Origin of the sequence: uncultured Bacteroides sp., assembly GCF_949298305.1 — a bacterium.
GTDB lineage: Bacteria > Bacteroidota > Bacteroidia > Bacteroidales > Bacteroidaceae > Bacteroides.
In genome coordinates this window covers 1-18,636 of sequence record NZ_CASFWU010000057.1, presented here as the reverse complement: position 1 = coordinate 18,636, position 18,636 = coordinate 1, and the positions used below count along the sequence as shown (strand labels likewise).

13 protein-coding genes are annotated in these 18,636 nt (G+C 52.2%); 8 read left to right on the top strand and 5 right to left on the bottom strand.

The features are described from left to right. A partial coding sequence (locus Q1Y74_RS08950; RefSeq protein WP_300813913.1) for a PD-(D/E)XK nuclease domain-containing protein occupies window positions 1-458 on the top strand: 458 nt, incomplete at its 5' end. 161 nt (window positions 459-619) lie between these two features. Beyond that, on the top strand, window positions 620-1,840 hold the full coding sequence (locus Q1Y74_RS08945; RefSeq protein ID WP_300813912.1) for a transglutaminase-like domain-containing protein: 1,221 nt from the start codon (window positions 620-622) through the stop codon (window positions 1,838-1,840). A 22-nt stretch (window positions 1,841-1,862) separates the two neighbouring features. Here the strand turns inward: Q1Y74_RS08945 and tpx are convergent, their stop codons facing one another. Then, on the bottom strand, window positions 1,863-2,408 hold the full coding sequence (gene tpx, locus Q1Y74_RS08940; RefSeq protein WP_300813914.1) for a thiol peroxidase: 546 nt from the start codon (window positions 2,406-2,408) through the stop codon (window positions 1,863-1,865). Window positions 2,409-2,533: 125 nt separating this feature from the next. Beyond that, entirely contained in the window at window positions 2,534-3,496 is a 963-nt protein-coding gene (locus Q1Y74_RS08935) for a transporter (RefSeq protein ID WP_300813911.1), read from the bottom strand. Between the two features lie 274 nt (window positions 3,497-3,770). Here Q1Y74_RS08935 and Q1Y74_RS08930 point away from each other — a divergent pair, with 274 nt between their 5' ends. The 3 genes from Q1Y74_RS08930 (at window position 3,771) to dnaA (ending at window position 7,616) form a co-directional block, all read left to right on the top strand. After that, window positions 3,771-4,964 (top strand): N-acetylmuramoyl-L-alanine amidase, encoded by a 1,194-nt coding sequence (locus Q1Y74_RS08930; RefSeq protein ID WP_300813910.1) that lies wholly within the window; start codon window positions 3,771-3,773, stop codon window positions 4,962-4,964. Window positions 4,965-4,979: 15 nt separating this feature from the next. Beyond that, window positions 4,980-5,873, top strand: a complete 894-nt coding sequence (locus Q1Y74_RS08925) for an MlaD family protein (RefSeq protein WP_300813909.1) — start codon at window positions 4,980-4,982, stop codon at window positions 5,871-5,873. Between the two features lie 348 nt (window positions 5,874-6,221). Then, complete coding sequence (gene dnaA, locus Q1Y74_RS08920) at window positions 6,222-7,616, top strand: chromosomal replication initiator protein DnaA (protein WP_300813908.1); 1,395 nt, start codon at window positions 6,222-6,224, stop codon at window positions 7,614-7,616. 394 nt (window positions 7,617-8,010) lie between these two features. Here the strand turns inward: dnaA and Q1Y74_RS08915 are convergent, their stop codons facing one another. Then, window positions 8,011-8,745 (bottom strand): NADPH-dependent oxidoreductase, encoded by a 735-nt coding sequence (locus Q1Y74_RS08915; protein ID WP_300813907.1) that lies wholly within the window; start codon window positions 8,743-8,745, stop codon window positions 8,011-8,013. 343 nt (window positions 8,746-9,088) lie between these two features. Between Q1Y74_RS08915 and Q1Y74_RS08910 the strand changes: the two genes are divergently transcribed. Beyond that, window positions 9,089-11,626: an adenosylcobalamin-dependent ribonucleoside-diphosphate reductase gene (locus Q1Y74_RS08910; RefSeq protein ID WP_300813906.1), complete on the top strand. Its 2,538-nt coding sequence runs from the start codon at window positions 9,089-9,091 to the stop codon at window positions 11,624-11,626. A 154-nt stretch (window positions 11,627-11,780) separates the two neighbouring features. Further along, on the top strand, window positions 11,781-14,477 hold the full coding sequence (locus Q1Y74_RS08905; protein ID WP_300813905.1) for a 4-alpha-glucanotransferase: 2,697 nt from the start codon (window positions 11,781-11,783) through the stop codon (window positions 14,475-14,477). 124 nt (window positions 14,478-14,601) lie between these two features. Here Q1Y74_RS08905 and Q1Y74_RS08900 read toward each other — a convergent pair whose 3' ends face one another. Continuing rightward, window positions 14,602-15,462: an aldo/keto reductase gene (locus Q1Y74_RS08900; RefSeq protein WP_300813904.1), complete on the bottom strand. Its 861-nt coding sequence runs from the start codon at window positions 15,460-15,462 to the stop codon at window positions 14,602-14,604. A 189-nt stretch (window positions 15,463-15,651) separates the two neighbouring features. On the opposite strand from Q1Y74_RS08900, the gene Q1Y74_RS08895 reads away from it, so the two are divergent. Then, window positions 15,652-16,470: a helix-turn-helix domain-containing protein gene (locus Q1Y74_RS08895; protein ID WP_300813903.1), complete on the top strand. Its 819-nt coding sequence runs from the start codon at window positions 15,652-15,654 to the stop codon at window positions 16,468-16,470. A 1-nt stretch (window position 16,471) separates the two neighbouring features. Here the strand turns inward: Q1Y74_RS08895 and Q1Y74_RS08890 are convergent, their stop codons facing one another. Then, window positions 16,472-18,127, bottom strand: a complete 1,656-nt coding sequence (locus Q1Y74_RS08890) for a hypothetical protein (RefSeq protein ID WP_300813902.1) — start codon at window positions 18,125-18,127, stop codon at window positions 16,472-16,474. Window positions 18,128-18,636 lie beyond the last annotated feature (509 nt).

The following is an 18,636-nucleotide window of genomic DNA, read 5'->3' as shown; positions in this document are numbered from 1 at the left end:
AAGGCTTTATCCGCTTCCTGCTGCCTTTCTATTCCGGTACGTCGCAGTCCGATTCGGCTTTCGAGATTGTCCATTTTGTCCGCGAAGTGGAAAGCGGCAGCATCGACGCCTTCATGCGCCGCCTCCAAAGCTTTTTTGCCGACACGCCCTACGAGTTGGCGCGCGACCTGGAGCTGCACTACCAGAACGTGCTGTTCATCGTCTTCAAGCTGCTGGGTTTCTATACGCAGGCTGAATACCATACGTCCAACGGCCGCGTGGACATGGTGGTCAAGACCGACCGCTACATCTACGTCATGGAATTCAAGCTGAACGGAAGCGCCGAAGAGGCCATCCGGCAGATTAACGAGAAAGGATATGCAGCCCCCTTCGCCTCCGACGCAAGGACACTCTATAAGATAGGTGTGAACTTCAGCATCTCCACGCGCGGCATCGAGAAGTGGGTAGTGGAAGAATAACGTAACCTTCTAAATCATCCTACAATAAAAGAAAACAAGACCTATAAACAATGAGAACAAAGAAATTATCCCTAAAAGATTGGTTGAATTACCATCCAAATAAGCCAACTGTTCATCTGACAATAACTATGAATAAATTCTAACAGAAAAGTATTTCTAAAATGAAAGCACTGAAAAGAAACATCCTGATTGTAATATTGGTTCTAATCGGCGGGACAAGCCTGTCGGCACAAACCGATGCCGAACGGAAATTCCTGGCCTCTGCCGACTCGCTGAATACACAGTTCCTCGCCGCATACAATGAGAAGAACTATCCGGCCGCCGAAGCCCTCTGCCGGGAGATTATCAACTTCTATGACATACACGCGACGCAGCTGTCCGAAGGGTATGCCTACTTCAAATATTCGGGCTACTACAATATGGCCTGCGTTCAGGCGAAACAAGGGAAAAAACAAGAGGCTGTCACCAGTCTGGTCAAAGTGCTGGACAGCGGAAAAATGGAAATCAGCTACAGCAAGGTAGTCAACGACGAAGACCTGAAAGACATTCTGGATGCAGAAGCGTTGCAACCTGCCCTGAAGCGGCTGAAAGAGACCACGGACTACCTTTATATCCTGCAAAATTCACCGGAATATACCCGTACGCAGCCAACCGACAGCCTGCCCCGCATAGTCTATGCGCAAGCCAATGACCCAGACCTGATGCGTGTCCGGGACTATTTCCGGCTGGACAGTGTGGCCGTAGCAAGCGACGAACCAGCCACCATCAAACGCATCCTGACCTATATCCACGACAAGATACGCCACGACGGGCAGAACGGCAATCCTGCAGGCGGAAACAACTCCATCAACTTTGCCGAGGCCTGCAAGGATGGCAGCCGGGGCCTGAACTGCCGCGGACTGGCTACGGTACTGAACGAGTGCTACCTGTCGATGGGCATCCCGTCACGCGTCATCACCTGCCTGCCGAAGACGTACATCAACGACTGCCATGTCATCAACGCCGTCTATTCGTCCTCCCTCGGCAAGTGGCTCTGGATAGACCCCACGAACAACGCCTGGGTCACTGACGACCAAGGAAATATGCTGAGCATACAGGAAGTGCGCGCACGCCTCAGAAGCGGCCAGCCCGTCCAAGTGAACGAAGAAGCCAACTGGAACAACGAAAAGAAAACCACGACGGAAGACTATCTGTACGAGTATATGGCCAAGAACCTGTTCTACCTGGAAAGCTGGACACGCTATGGGTTCAACACGGAAAGCGACCGGGAGAACCCCATCAACTACATCTACCTGCAACCCACCGGTTGCGACAGTGACCAAAGGAACACAAGGAACCTGTCCGTCAACGACGACCGGTACTTCTGGCAGGCTCCCCGATAAAAGAAGGCTCAAGTGCCTGTCGCTACAAAGCCTTCAGCGCAGCCTCGTAGTCCGGTTCGTCAGAAATGACCTTTACCAACTGCGTGTATATCACCTGGCCGTTTTCGTCAAGCACTATGACAGCCCGTGCCGTCAGTCCTTCCAACGGGCCGTCGGCCAGGCGGAGGCCGTAGCCTTCCACAAAGTCACGGCTGCGAAAGAGAGACAGGGGCACCACATTCTTCAGTCCTTCTGTCGTACAGAAACGGGATTGCGCAAAGGGCAAGTCCATTGAAAGGCAGAGTACCACGGTGTTCTCCAGTTCCGAAGCGCGGGCGTTGAACTGACGGACGGACATGGCGCACGTAGGTGTGTCCAGACTGGGGAAGATGTTCAGAATTACCCGTTTTCCCCGATAGGACGAAAGGCCGACCTCCTCCAACGCAGCGTTCACTGCCCGGAAGTCGGGTGCCTCCTGCCCCACCTTCACCATCGGCCCGCCGGTGTGGGCCTCATGTCCGCGACAAATCACAACTTCTCCTTTTTCTACTTGGGCAACTCCACCCGTTGTTGCCGCCCGAAGCGGCATCAGGCCAAGCGTCAGAACAACGCCCAGCCCCATCATCGTTTTTACAGTGTTCATACGAGCTCTCTTTTTCTTTCCATAACAATGTTATCCCACGTTTGGTTTCGGGATTCCGAAAGAAAAAGCAACTACCCGCCGATTTTCTCCTCTTTCTTCCGTTTCTTCCACAACTGGTAACAGTTGATGATGTTCTGCCACAAGACGTATGAGCCAGGGCCCACGGAGGAAAGCGGATTAAGATAGGTATAGGCCATCCAGATGGCCAGCACCGTGTTCTTCTGTCCCAATGCCTGTCCACCACTGATGCGCTCGCCATAATGTCCACCGATGCGTTTACCCAAATAGAATTGTACGCAGCAAGTCACCAGTCCGGCAAAAGCAATCAGCACCTCGACAAACACAGAAGCATCGCTGTTGACAAGCGAACGGACAGTCTGCCCCGATACGATGGCAAGAGCCACCGCCCAAAGATAGAAGGCGGCATCGTGGAGGTTCAGCAAGAAACGATGAACCGGCGGTACAAATGCCCGCAAGAACCAAGCCAGGAAGAAGGGACAGAGCAACAGAGGAAACACCTTGCTCAGAATTTTGAGGAAAGCCGCAAAGAAGGTGATATCGGCATGAGGCTCCACCCAGGGGAACACCAGCGGAACAGCCACCGCGGCCAGCAGGTTGGACAACAGAGTGTAAGTGGTCAGGCTGGAGGCACTTCCGCCCAATTTGCCCGTGATGACAGCAGCAGCCGTAGCCGTGGGACAGATGAGGCAGACCATAGCCCCCTCGAACACTTCGCGGTAGGTCTCGCTCATGGGGAAATACACCAACACGGCAGCCACCACCAGACAGGTCACTATCTGGAACAGCAGCAGCCAGCCGTGCCAGGCCTTCGGCTTCAGTTCGCTGACCTCGACCTTACAGAACGTCAGCAGCAACTGTGCAAAAATAAGCAACGGGGTGAGAATGGCAATCAGACCAAACATAAAGGGTTTGGCAGGAGCCAACAGGGGTATCCTCGCAAAAAGGAAATATCCCAAAGTGCCGGCTATCATGGCCACCGGCAACGTCCAATCCTTTAAAAAACGGAGAATCATATACTATCTATAACATTAATCCCAGAAGTTGGCAAAAGCCCCAAGTCCCATAAGCGGCTCCCGCTTGCACAGGCTACGGCAAGCATCCACGACAAGCTCTGCCCCGGCCCGGACTTGAACATTTTCAATTTGCGGCGGCAAAGTTACCGCCTATTTATAAAAAAGTAGCATTTATTACGAGATTTCTCATCCAATTTAGGTTTCCGCTTAACAAAACTTGACGATAAATCATAAGTTTTCAACGAAAATCCACTACCTTTGCAACGATTTTCTTATGGAAGTATATAGACGATACATATTGTATATAGGCATTTGCCTGGGGCTGCTTGCCTCACCATTCTGTACCGGCAGCATCGAAGCCAAAGACTTTGTCGTTGTGATAGATGCCGGACACGGAGGACATGACCCCGGCGCCGTGGGCCGTATCTCCAAAGAAAAGAACATCAATCTGAAAGTGGCCACCAAACTGGGCAGGCAAATCCAAAAGAACTGTCCCGACGTAAAGGTGATATATACCCGCAGCAAAGACGTGTTCATCCCGCTGAGTCGCCGTGCAGAAATAGCCAACAACGCACAGGCCGACCTGTTTATCTCCATACACACCAACGCGCTGGCCAACAACCGTACGGCCAAAGGAGCCTCGACGTGGACACTGGGTTTAGCCAAATCGGACGCCAACCTGGAGGTAGCCAAACGGGAAAACTCCGTCATCCTGTATGAAGACGACTACAAGACCCGCTATGCCGGCTTCAATCCCAACTCATCGGAATCGTACATCATCTTCGAATTCATGCAGGACAAATACATGTCCCAAAGCGTACATCTGGCTTCACTCGTACAACAGCAGTTCAAGCATACCTGCAAGCGCAACGACCGCGGGGTGCATCAGGCAGGCTTCCTAGTACTGAAGGCAAGTGCCATGCCAAGCATTCTGGTGGAACTGGGATTCATCTCCACTCCCGAAGAGGAGCGCTACCTGAACACTGAAGAAGGCACCACCTCGCTGGCCAACGGCATCTACCGGGCCTTCCTCACCTACAAGCATGAACAGGAAGTGAGACTGAAGGGCAGCAGTCCGACCATTCTCCCCCAAGAGGAAGAAACAGAAGCCCCCTCAAAAGAGCCGGAAAAACCGACAGTCCCCGTCACCCCCGCCAAACCGGAAAAGCAGAAGCCACAGGAACCGGCTGAAGGAATCATCTTCAAAGTACAGATACTGGCCTCATCACGTCCCCTTGCCAAGAACGACAAGCAGCTGAAGGGACTGAAAGGAGTGGAATACTACGAGGAGGGAGGACTGTATAAATACACGTACGGCGCATCGGCAGACTACAACCGGATGCTGCGCACCAAACGGGAAATTACGGCCAAGTTCAAGGACGCCTTCATCATTGCCTTCAAAAACGGCAAGAAGATGGACATAAACGCCGCCATCAACGAATTCAAGCAATCAAGAAACAATAAATAAAGAAAAAACAGAATCATGAAGTATATCACCAAAGAAGTCAGAATAGGGATTGCCGGAATTGCGGCTCTCTGCATATTGGTATATGGCATCAATTACCTGAAGGGCATCAACATGTTCAAGCCTTCCAACTATTTCTATGTGAAGTTTCAGAACATCAACGGACTGACCAAATCGAGCCCAGTCTTTGCCGACGGCTACCGGGTAGGCATCGTCCGAGACCTCTACTACGACTATACCGAACCGGGCAATGTCTTTGCCGAGATAGACGTGAATCCCGAACTGCGCATTCCCAAAGGCAGCAGTGCCGAACTGGTCACCGACATGCTGGGAGGCATTAAAATGACCCTGCTGCTGGCCAATAACCCACGGGAAAGATGCGAGGTGGGCGACACCATCATGGGAAACGTCAACAACGGAATGATGGAGAAAGTGGCCACCATGGTACCTCAAATAGAAAAGATGCTGTCCAAACTGGACTCCATTCTGGGTTCACTGAACACCGTACTGGCCGACCCCGCACTGCCCGCCACCCTGCACAACGTACAGGAACTGACAGCCAACATGGCCGCAACCAGCCGTCATCTGCAAACCCTGATGGCGCAGGACATTCCCCAACTGACCGGCAAACTGAACACCATCAGCGACAATTTTGCACAAATCAGCGGCAATCTGAAGGAAATAGACTATGCTGCAGCCATGCAAAAAGTGGACTCCACGCTGGCTAACGTAAAGATGATCACCGACAAACTGGGTCAAAAGAACAATACAATCGGACTGTTGCTGAACGACCCGGAACTTTACAACAACCTGAATGCCACGACCGCCAATGCAGCCAGCCTGCTGGAAGACCTGAAGGCTCACCCCAAACGCTACGTACACTTCTCGCTGTTTGGGAAAAAAGAGAAATAAAACAGCACTAAATAGAATAAATCTAAATAGCAATCCATATAAGCATCCTTCGACAAAAACGTGCCAGGCACTACATAGGAACTAAAAACAAGCACATTAGCCCCCATGGACACAATGACAGGAATGCAGACGGACACACAATCCAATACACTAAAAAACAAGACGTTACATAAAATCAATAGCCCCATCAAAGGGGCTATTTTCATATACATCCATAAGTGACTGAAAGTAAACCGCTTATTGTTTCATTGAAAAATGCAAGAAAAAACCGATTTGTTTTTTTCAAATAAGATTGCCATTTTTGCATTCGTAGAAGTTTTGCTTAATCAATAAAAGTTTTAGACCGTTATGAGTGCAGTTGATCATGTCGGGCTGTGGAACCGCTGTCTTGAAATCATCAGAGACAATGTTCCCGAGCAGACATACAAGACGTGGTTTCTCCCCATAGTTCCATTGAAATATGAGGACAAAACGCTGGTTGTTCAAGTACCCAGCCAATTCTTTTATGAGTTCTTGGAAGACAAGTTTGTAGACTTGCTTCGCAAGACGCTTTATAAAGTAATTGGTGAAGGGACCAAGTTGATGTATAATGTCAAAGTAGACACAACCTCACGGCCAGAGAAAACTGTCAACTACGAATCTACCCACCGCACCATTATTCCACAGAAGAATGTGATTGGGAAACAACTGCCCCAACCACCGGTGCCTGAACTGGATCCACACCTGAATCCAGAATACAACTTCGAGACCTTTATTGAAGGTTACAGCAACAAGCTGTCGCGCAGTGTAGCCGAAGCCGTGGCTCTCAATCCGGCCAAGACCATCTTCAACCCCCTGTTCCTGTATGGTGCCTCCGGTGTAGGCAAAACTCATCTGGCCAATGCCATTGGAACTAAAATCAAGGAGCTTTATCCCGAGAAACGTGTGTTGTATGTATCTGCCCACTTGTTTCAGGTGCAATACACCGACTCTGTGCGCAACAACACCACCAACGATTTCATCAACTTCTACCAGACCATCGACGTATTGATTATAGATGACATCCAGGAGTTTGCAGGAGTCACCAAGACGCAGAACACCTTCTTCCACATCTTCAACCATCTGCACCAGAACGGCAAGCAGCTGATTCTTACTTCAGACCGCCCGCCCGTATTGCTTCAAGGCATGGAAGAGCGCCTGATTACACGCTTCAAATGGGGAATGGTGGCCGAACTGGAGAAACCGACCGTGGAACTGAGAAGAAACATCCTGAAAAACAAGATACACCGCGACGGCCTGCAATTCCCGCCGGAGGTGATTGACTACATTGCCGAGAACGTCAGCGACAGCGTACGCGACCTGGAAGGCATTGTCATCTCCATCATGGCCCATTCCACCATCTACAATAAGGAAATAGACATGGAACTGGCCCAACGCATCGTGCGGAAAGTAGTGAACAGCGAAAGCAAGGCCATCAGCATAGACGACATCATCAGCACCGTGTGCAAGCATTTCGGACTGGACACTTCGGCCATTCACACCAAATCGCGGAAACGCGAAGTGGTACAGGCCCGGCAAATTGCCATGTACCTGGCCAAGCAGAACACCGAACTCTCCACTTCCAAGATAGGCACACTGATTGGCAACAAAGACCACGCCACGGTTCTCCACGCCTGCAAGACCGTGAAAGAACTGAAGGAAGTGGACAAGACGTTCCGGGCCGAAATAGAAGAGCTGCAAGACACGCTGAGAAAAGGCAACTGAAGCAACAGCCCCCTCCCCGCCAATAAGGCATTTCAAGTTTACACATAAAATCCAGGCACGGATTACACAAACTCTCACGGAGACTCTGCTTTCTCCTGTTGTGTAATCCGTGCCTGAAATGTTTCAACCGGCTGCCCCACCCTTCTTTTCATCATCCCCCTCCGGGAAGCCATGCGGGAATGCCGTTTCTTCATGCACCTTAGCCTGTCAAAGACACGAATTCAATGCAAACTCGCAGGTACTTCAAACGCCCCCAGCCATGCTTGCATTGTCCACGGACCATGCAAGCATGGAAGACAGACCGTGCAAGCATGGACGAAGAGCCATGCAAGCATCCTTTTCAAGTGCATTCAGACAACCCCATCCTCTGAAGAATCCAAGAAGAGTTCAGGAATCAGAATCCCTGCTGTTTGATGGTTTTCCACAGAATTTCCGACATTGCTTCGCTGTCCTTCTTCGTATAACGGACATCGGTAAACACCTGGGCCAGATTTTCTTTCAGGTTCTCCACCACAAACTGCTTGTTCTCGGGCAGCGATTCCTTATAGGCATACAACCGGTCGATGTCCGCAGGAGTATAGTCGTGGTAAGTCTCTTCATGGACAATGGCCTCAAGCGGCAGACGGTCTGTCTGTGCAGGCGTTTCGGCAGGCCATCCCACCGTTACCGTCGTAATGGGAAAAACCAGTTCGGGTAGTTCCAGCGCTTCCACTATCAGGTGCGGATTATAGGTCGTGGTACCCAGATAACAAATGCCCAGCCCTTTCTCTTCGGCAGCCACGCAAAAAGTCTGCGCCACCAGCAGGGCATCGACAGCCCCCGTCACAAACCACTCCAGGTTGTTGTAGCCGGGAACGGCATTGCGCTGTTCGCACCATTTGCTGAAGCGCCTTAAGTCAATGCAAAAAGTCAGGACTACCGGAGCCTCCTGCACCATGGGCTGAGAGAAGTGGGCAGGCGCCAGTTTAGCCTTGCGCCCGGCGTCACGCGTTACAATCACGCTATAAACCTGCATGTTTCCGACGGTAGAAGCACGGAATGCGGTTTCGAGCAAATCGTTCAACAATTCGGCAGGAATATCTTTCTGCTGGTATTTGCGAATTGTCCTTCTTTGTTTCAAGCTATCCATTTTTTCTTTTTTCTGCAAATATATAAAAAAGAATCAGACCTGTTATTCACAATCGCGGTTAATATCTCCACTTGCCATACAAAAGAAAGGATACATCCAGCACGTCTTTCACCAAAGTTTTCCATTTTGGGAAACTTTTCAGAAATGAAAATTATGCAAACAGCTGACAACAAGCATCATAACAATACAAAATGGAAAACTCACAGCCTGTTCATAAAAAACTTCATATTTATTTTGTCGTATTGAAAAACATTCATAGCTTTGCAGAGTCATTTGTTAACGGCAAGCAAAACTTCTACACTTTTACCCATTTGCAACTAATCTAAGAAAAAAAAACAGTAACGTGGATCAGAAACATTATTCCTATGAAGAAGCCTACGAAGAATCCTTACGATACTTTCAAGGCGACGAATTGGCTGCCAGAGTTTGGGTCAACAAATATGCAGTCAAGGACTCTTTCGGAAAAATTTATGAGAAGTCTCCGGAAGACATGCATTGGAGAATAGCCAATGAGGTGGCTCGCATCGAGTCCAAGTACCCCAATCCGCTGAGCGCAGAGGAACTCTTCGGTCTTTTCGACCACTTCAAGTACATCGTACCGCAAGGAAGTCCCATGACCGGCATCGGGAATAACTTTCAGGTGGCCTCACTTTCCAACTGCTTCGTAATCGGAGTGGATGGTGAAGCGGATTCCTATGGCGCCATTTTCAAAATTGACGAAGAACAGGTGCAACTGATGAAACGCCGCGGCGGTGTAGGACACGACTTGTCCCACATCCGTCCGAAAGGTTCTCCGGTGAAGAACTCCGCCCTGACCTCTACGGGACTGGTTCCTTTCATGGAACGCTACTCAAACTCCACCCGCGAAGTGGCACAAGACGGAAGACGGGGAGCGCTGATGCTGAGCGTGTCCATCAAGCATCCGGACTCGGAAGCGTTCATCGACGCCAAGATGACCGAAGGCAAAGTGACCGGCGCCAACGTTTCGGTCAAACTGGACGACGAATTCATGCAGGCAGCCATCGAAGGCAAGCCCTACATCCAAAAATATCCCATTGACTCGGATCACCCCATTTTCCAGAAAGAGATTGATGCCTCCACGCTGTGGAAAAAGATTGTACACAACGCCTGGAAATCGGCCGAGCCCGGCGTGCTGTTCTGGGATACCATCCTCAGGGAATCCGTACCCGACTGTTATGCTGACTTAGGCTACCGCACGGTGTCTACCAATCCCTGCGGTGAGATACCCCTGTGTCCGTACGACTCCTGCCGTCTGCTGGCCATCAATCTTTACTCTTACGTAGTCAACCCGTTCAGACCCGACGCTTATTTCGACTTCGACCTGTTCAAGAAGCACGTGGCTCTGGCACAACGCATCATGGACGACATCATCGACCTGGAACTGGAGAAGATTGAACGGATTTTGGAAAAGATAGCATCGGATCCGGAAAGCGACGAAGTGAAACATACCGAACGGGCGCTGTGGGAAAAGATATATAAGAAGAGCGGACAGGGACGCCGCACGGGCGTAGGCATCACGGCCGAAGGCGACATGCTGGCAGCCCTGAACCTGCGCTACGGCACCGAAGAAGCCACCGAGTTTTCGGAGAAAGTGCACAAGACCATTGCCCTGAGCGCCTACCGTTCATCGGTAGAAATGGCCAAGGAACGCGGTGCCTTCGAAATTTACGATACCGAACGCGAGAAAAACAATCCGTTCATCAACCGCCTGTGCGAGGCCGACGGCGAACTGTACGAAGAGATGAAGAAATACGGACGACGCAACATCGCCTGCCTCACCATTGCCCCCACAGGCACTACCAGCCTGATGACCCAGACCACGTCGGGCATTGAACCCGTATTCCTCCCCGTCTACAAACGCCGCCGCAAGGTGAACCCCAACGACACCAACGTGCACGTGGACTTCACAGACGAAACGGGCGATGCCTTTGAAGAATACATCGTGTTCCATCCCAAGTTCGTAACCTGGATGGAAGCCAAAGGCTACAACCCCGCCAAGAAATATACTCAGGAAGAGATTGACGAGCTTGTCAAGCAGTCTCCCTACCACAAGGCTACCTCCAACGACGTGGACTGGCTGATGAAAGTGAAGATGCAAGGACGCATCCAGAAGTGGGTAGACCACTCCATCAGCGTCACCATCAACCTGCCCAGCGATGTGGACGAGGCACTGATAAACCGCCTGTACATAGAGGCTTGGCAATCGGGCTGCAAGGGATGCACCGTTTACCGCGACGGCTCCCGTTCGGGCGTGCTGCTTTCCACCAAGAAGGACAAGAAAGAAGAACTGCCTCCCTGCAAGCCGCCTACGGTGGTTGAAGTCCGCCCCAAAGTGCTGTATGCCGATGTAGTCCGCTTCCAGAACAACAAGGAGAAATGGGTGGCATTCGTCGGACTGCTCGACGGACATCCTTACGAAATCTTCACCGGTGTGCTGGACGATGATGAAGGCATCATCCTGCCGAAGAACGTCGTTTCGGGACACATCATCAAGAACGTCGATGAAAACGGTGTCAAGCGCTACGACTTCCAGTTTGAGAACAAGCGCGGCTACAAGGTAACCATCGAAGGCTTGTCCGAAAAGTTCAACAAAGAATACTGGAACTACGCCAAGCTCATCTCCGGTGTGCTCCGCTACCGCATGCCCATCGAGCAGGTCATGAAACTGGTAAGCTCCCTGCAACTGGACAGCGAAAGCATCAACACCTGGAAGAACGGCGTAGAACGCGCACTGAAGAAATACGTGCTGGACGGCACCGAAGCCAAAGGAAAGAAATGCCCCAACTGTGGCAACGAGACACTGGTTTACCAGGAAGGCTGCCTCATCTGCAAGACCTGCGGAGCTTCGCGCTGCGGATAAATGCTCCAGCCTGCGAGCAAAGCCGTTGCACAAACGTTTGCATAGGAATTTAAACGGCCCGGATTGCAATAGCTGCATGATTATGAAGAATATTTTTTATACTTGCATAATCATTGCAGCTATTGTAGTTTTGTAATTTATAAATCTAATATATATGACGCTATTATTTAACATTGAGTATCGCACCAACTGGGGTGAAGGAATCAGAGTCTCAGGCTCCATACCCGAGTTAGGAAACAACCAACTGGAAAATGCCGTTCCTCTGTACACCATCGACGGCATCCATTGGAGCGCAGAGATAGCCATCACCCCCCCTGAAGATGGCATTGTACAATATAAATATGTAGTCTATCGCGAAGGAAACATTGTCCGCACCGAGTGGGACAGCTTCCCGCGTGTCCTCCACGTATCGGGAGACTCCGAAAAGAAATACCGGCTGCAAGACTGCTGGAAAAACCTGCCCGAACAGCAGTATTTCTACACTTCCGCCTTCACCGAATCGCTGCTGGCACACCGCCACCGCAGCGAAGCGCCCCGCAGCTGTCGGCAAGGCCTGCTCATCAAGGCATACGCTCCCTGTATAGACAGTGACCATTGCCTGGGCATCACCGGCAACTGCGAAGCCCTGGGCAACTGGAATCCGGACAAGGCCGTCCTGATGAGCGACGCAGACTTCCCCGAATGGCAGGTAGAACTGGATGCAGACCAACTGACGTTCCCGCTGGAGTATAAATTCATCCTTTACCATAAGAAAAAAGGACAGGCGGTGGCATGGGAGAACAATCCCAACCGTTACATGGCCGACCCGCTAATCGCAGAAGACGAGACCTTGGCCATCGGCGACCGCTACGTCTACTTCAGCCTGCCCGCATGGAAGGGAGCCGGTGTAGCCATCCCCGTATTTTCCCTCCGTTCGGAAAAGAGTTTCGGCGTGGGCGACTTCGGCGACCTGAAAGCCATGATAGACTGGGCAGTCATCACCAACCAGAAGGTTGTACAGATTCTGCCCATTAACGACACCACCATGACCCACAGCTGGACGGACTCTTATCCATACAGCAGTATTTCCATCTACGCCTTCCACCCGATGTACACAGACCTGAAGCAGCTGGGAACCCTGAACGATGCGGCAAAAGCGGCGGAATTCGAGCAGAAGAGACAGGCACTGAACGCATTGAAAACCGTGGATTACGAAGCGGTCAACCGTACCAAATGGGAATATTTCCGCCTCATCTTCCAGCAAGAAGGCGAAAAGGTGCTCGCGTCCGAAGCTTTCCTCCAGTTCTTCAACGAAAACAAGGAATGGCTGCAACCCTACGCGGCATTCAGCTACCTGCGCGATGCCTATAAGTCGCCCAACTTCCGCGAATGGCCCAAATATGCTGTCTACAAGAGCGAAGAAATCGAACAGCTTTGCCGGCCCGACTCGGCCGAATATCCCAACATCGCCATCTATTATTACATTCAGTTCAACCTCCACCTGCAACTGCTGGAGGCCACCCGCCATGCCCGTTCACACGGAGTGGTACTGAAAGGCGATATTCCCATCGGCATCAGCCGCAACAGCGTGGAAGCCTGGAAAGAGTCCCATTACTTCAACCTCGACGGACAGGCAGGAGCACCGCCCGACGATTTCTCTGTCAACGGACAGAACTGGGGATTGCCCACCTATAACTGGGATGTCATGGAAAAAGACGGCTATGCCTGGTGGATGAAGCGGTTCAAGAAGATGTCCGAATACTTCGACGCTTACCGCATAGACCACATCCTTGGGTTCTTCCGTATCTGGGAAATACCGATGCACTCCGTACACGGACTGCTGGGACAATTCGTACCTTCCCTGCCCATGACACGCGAAGAAATAGAGAGCTACGGGCTTCCCTTCCGTGAAGACCTTTACCTCCAGCCCTACATCCACGAATACTTCTTGGGCAAGGTTTTCGGTCCGCACACCGACTATGTGAAGCAAACCTTCATCGAACCGACAGACAAATGGGAAGTCTACCGCATGCGTCCCGAATTCAATACCCAACGCAAGGTGGAAGCCTACTTTGCCGGAAAGACTGACGCGGACAGCGTATGGATTCGCGACGGACTGTACTCGCTCATCAGCGACGTGCTGTTTGTCCCCGACCGCAACGACCCCCACCGCTATCATCCCCGCATCGGCGTGCAGCACGACTTCATCTACCAGTCGCTGAACGATTGGGAGAAAGCCGCCTTCAACCGCCTGTACGACCAGTACTACTACCACCGCCACAACGAGTTCTGGCATCAGCAAGCCATGAAGAAGCTGCCCCAGCTGACCCAGTCCACCCGCATGCTTGTGTGCGGCGAAGACCTGGGCATGATTCCCGACTGCGTGGCTTGGGTGATGAACGACCTGCGCATCCTCTCGCTGGAGATACAGCGTATGCCCAAAGACCCCTCGCAGGAGTTCGGGCATCCCGACTGGTATCCCTACCGTTCGGTATGCACCATCTCCACCCACGACATGTCCACCCTGCGCGGATGGTGGGAAGAAAACCCGCAGCAGACGCAGCGCTACTACAACATCATGCTGGGTCACCACGGAGCCGCTCCGGCCATTGCCACCCCCGAACTTTGCGAGGAAGTGGTGCGCAACCACCTGTACAGCAACTCCATTCTCTGCATCCCGTCGTTGCAGGACTGGATGTCGATGGATGAAACCTGGCGCAACCCCAATGTACAGGAAGAACGAATCAATGTGCCCGCCAACCCGCGTCACTACTGGCGCTACCGCATGCACCTGACACTGGAACAACTGATGGAAGCCAACAGCCTGAACGAGAAAATCAAGACACTGATTGCCGACGCGGGAAGAGGATAAGGAAATCCTCCTGCCCTGCATCCGGCCGTACAGCCGTCTGCCGATAAAGAGAGGGTGTCAAAAACAGGAACGAGCACCAATCTGCCCATTCCTGTTTCCGGCACCCTCTTCCTGTTTCACGAAATTATTCTGCCGGTTCGACCAGACTCCTCCAAGCCATAAACTGCTTGGCCATCTGCCCGTCGTGATGGTCAATGAAAAGACTGTGCCCCTCGTCGAGTGCGGCTATGGCCGACATGTCCTCCGCATCCAGTTCAAAGTCAAGAATGTCCAGATTCTCGGCCATACGTTCTTTTCTCACACTTTTGGGAATAATGATGACCCCGCTTTGCACAAGCCAGCGCAAGGCCACTTGTGCCACCGATTTGTTGTACTTCTCACCTATCCCGGCAAGCGTCCGGTTGTTGAAAAGGTTGTTTTTCCCTTCGGCCAAGGGTCCCCACGACATGATGCGCACGCCCATCTCGTCCATGTACCGCCGCGCTTCCACCTGCTGGTTAAAGACGTGGGTCTCCACCTGATTGACCATAGGAACAATCTCCATGTTGGCCGCGAGGTCCACCAAATGGTCGGGATAGAAGTTGCTTACCCCGATGGCACGGAGTTTGCCGGCCTTGTATGCCTTCTCCAAATCACGATAGGCCCCGTAGCGGTCGCAGAATGGCTGATGAAGCAGCATCAGGTCGATGTAGTCAGTCTGCAGTTTGCGCAAACTCTCCTCGATGCTCTTCATCGTCTGCCCATCCCCGTAGTTGGATATCCACACTTTGCTCACCAGGAAAAGGTCTTCACGTCTGATACCACTGTTTTTCCATGCGCGTCCTACTCCCTCTTCATTCCAATAAGCCTGAGCCGTGTCAACCATGCGATAGCCCACAGCCAGTGCATCGCTTACACATCTTTCACATTCTTCGGGAGTAATCTGATAAACTCCGAAGCCGACTTGCGGCATTTCAACGCCATTGTTCAACTTGATTGTCTGCATATTCCTTAACTATTTAAGATTCTGCCACAAAGTTACACCACCCGAAAGGAAATACATCCATACAGATTTCGGCACTTATTTCACTTTTTTCGGTTTTTACCGTCTCCTCTCCCGCTGCCTCCGCATGGAACCTACGCAAAAAATGGATATATTTGTCGGCAGTATTCTTCGTCTGTAAACCTCAACTCCATGAACAACGACATCATTTTCGCACACGATTTTACGGCTCTGGACTCGAAAGACATGTCCCACTATTGCACGCATGCCCTTTGCCATTCGGGCGAAATGTCTTTCTGCCTGGCCGGTAAATCCTTTCGCATGACAGCCGGCGACTGCATCATCTTTGTCCACAACGAACTTATCACAGACATAAAGCCCAGTGACGACTTCAAGGTGAGCGTCATCTACATCGCCTATTCCTTTATATATAAGAACATACCTAAGAACGACTACGACATCAACGGCAAACTGACTCTGCTACAAAATCCGGTAATGCCCCTGACCGATGCCGAACAGCAGACATTCCTCACGGATGTGTCCTTAATCAGACAGCGCCTTGAATCAGACACGCACCATTTCCAATGCGAAGTCATCGGATGCTTCACCGAAGCCTTCATATTGGACCTTTACGACTTCCATGCCCACCTGTACGGATATGCTTCCGTCTCCAAACAAAGTGCCGGCATACTGAACCGCTTCATCGAACTGCTGCGCGCAGGACAATACCAGACCCGCAGAGATGTGGCTTACTACGCCTCACAACTGTGCATCACCCCCAAATACCTCACCGAAGTAAGCAAAAAGGTGAGCGGCTTTTCGGCCAATTTCTGGATAGACAGGTTTACCATTGCCGAAATAACCCGGTTGTTATCCGACAGGAAACTGACTCTGAAAGAAATAGCTGAGAAGATGAATTTCTCGTCTGTCTCCTATTTCTGCAGATATGTAGAACGCATATTAAAGGTAACCCCTTCCGAATACCGGAACAGCCGACTGGAAACACCGTAAATCAAGGCTTCTGCAAATAGAACGTGCGCTCCACCGGTTCCGCCGTCTGCACCCTGCCCGCCAGTCCGTACTGCCAGGCCACCACCGTCACCTTCAGCGGAAAGCGGCTGCGGGGCGGAACGGCGGTGAACACCAGCTTGTCGCCCACTACTTCGGCCGGTCCTTCCTTCACATAGTAGGACACGGGCAGGCCGCAATCCGACGTGGCACCCAGTGCCAGCGTGTCGGTGCCCGCCTCCACGTCCGGCAGACCGGGAAACAGGATGTGCTGCCGCCGCCCCTCTGTGTTCCGGTAGGGAATGCTGAAGCTCAATTCCTGCACCGTACTCTTATAACGACGGTCGCCGGGGCTGGCGGCCAACAGCGTAATGCTGCCCGTCCGCTTGCGGTTGAGCAGCCCCATGCGGTAGAAGCTGATGCGGAACGTCGTGTCGTCCACCTGCTCCACGGGGCCGCAGATGCGGCTAATACTGGGACTCGCGGCGGCATGGTCGGACGTCAAGGCTCGGTAAGTGCTGTCCGTATAGACTGCCTTCAGGCGGAAAGTCAGCCCGTCAGCTTCGGGCAGAAAACGGGCCGCCACCCGCTGATGCGCCTTTTCGTCATACGACAGCAGCCTTCCGTCCTGCACAAAGCACAGATATTGCGGCCGCTTCCCGCGCTCCTCCCGATAGATGGCCTCGGTCAGTTCCGCCATCTCGCGGTCAAAATACCAGAAGGCATCGTGCGGATCGCCTTTGTATGCCCCGTAAGGTGCGGGACGGGGACGCTTGGATTGACTCGACGGAGCGGGCAGGCGGGTTTCACCTTCAATGTCGTCGCCCCGACGCCAACGTTCGGCCAGCCATCCGTCCTTCGGATTCACTTGCTTCAACTTCACCGGTCCGTCACCCGACATTTCAGGCAAACGCCACTCCAATGCCTTCTTCAAAAATAGCGCAATGTAACGGACTGTGCGGTCGGACACATCGAAATGTCCCCGTCCCGCGTCGCACAGAAAGGAGATGCAGCTCTGCGGATACATCAGGCGGAAAGCCAGCGCCGGGCGCACCCGTGCCTCCCACCACTCGTACTCGCCTTCAATCATCAGCCCCGGTATGCCGTCGATGTTGCGCGTCCGCCCCCACTCCAAGTTGGCCCGTCCATATCCCGTCAGGTTGGTGCGCGGTGCGTCGCCGTGATAGGAGATGACGGCCAGCGTCCGTTCCGGATTCCAGGCGGCAAAGTTCCACGGGAAGGTGGCCATGGCCGAGTGTCCCAGCGGGACGATGGGCGCATGGGCCAGTTCCGAATAGCCGCTCACGGCGGCCAGGCTGTCCAATGCCTCCAGCAGGGCGTCGTTGCACCCGTTCGTCACGTCCCAGGGAAAGTCGAGGATGGGCGAAATCCACACCAGCGCCACGCCCGCCTCCTCCATCTCCCGCCTGAAAAGCGGATTCTCGAACAACGTCTCCTCGCACATGTTGTGCTGTCCCACGACCACCGCCTTCACCCGGCTGCACGTAGGCGGCACCCACAGGAAAGCCTGCGGATGCCCGCCCGTCTCGTCAGACACCACCGCCGTCACCGTCACCGACCACTGCCATTCGGCCGGAAAAGCCTTGCCACCCCACAAGGCCAGGCAAAGCAACACCCTCACAAACCAAGTTCTCTTCATATCCATCTGTTTTATCGAACAAAATAAAGTATTCCAACCTTCAAAAAGCCTTCACACTCGGTGCAAACAGCGATGGAACCAATGGTTTCACCTCATGCCAAAACGATGAAACCATAAGTTTCAACCCGGCTTCAAGCAATGAAACCATGAGTTTCAAGCAGTGAAACCGATGGTTTCAAGGGATGAAACCGATAGTTTCAAGCAATGGAACCTCCAGTGGCAGGCAATGAAACGCCAAAGACGACACAATCATCTCCCAGCCACAATCGCCGGTTCCGCTATCTAATACGAACCGGAAGTTGCAAATACTCAAAAAAATCCGGATACCGGCCGACAAAGATACCCTGCAGCAGCATCTTTGGAACCTCATACCATCAGAGTATTGAAGGATACTATCGGAAAGCAACTACTGGAAAAGCCACGCGACTTTGCCCCCTTTGGCCAAACAGGATTTGCCCACCTTTGGCTACAATATGATTGACCCTTTAAAGTCCTGGTGTTGGGGGTCA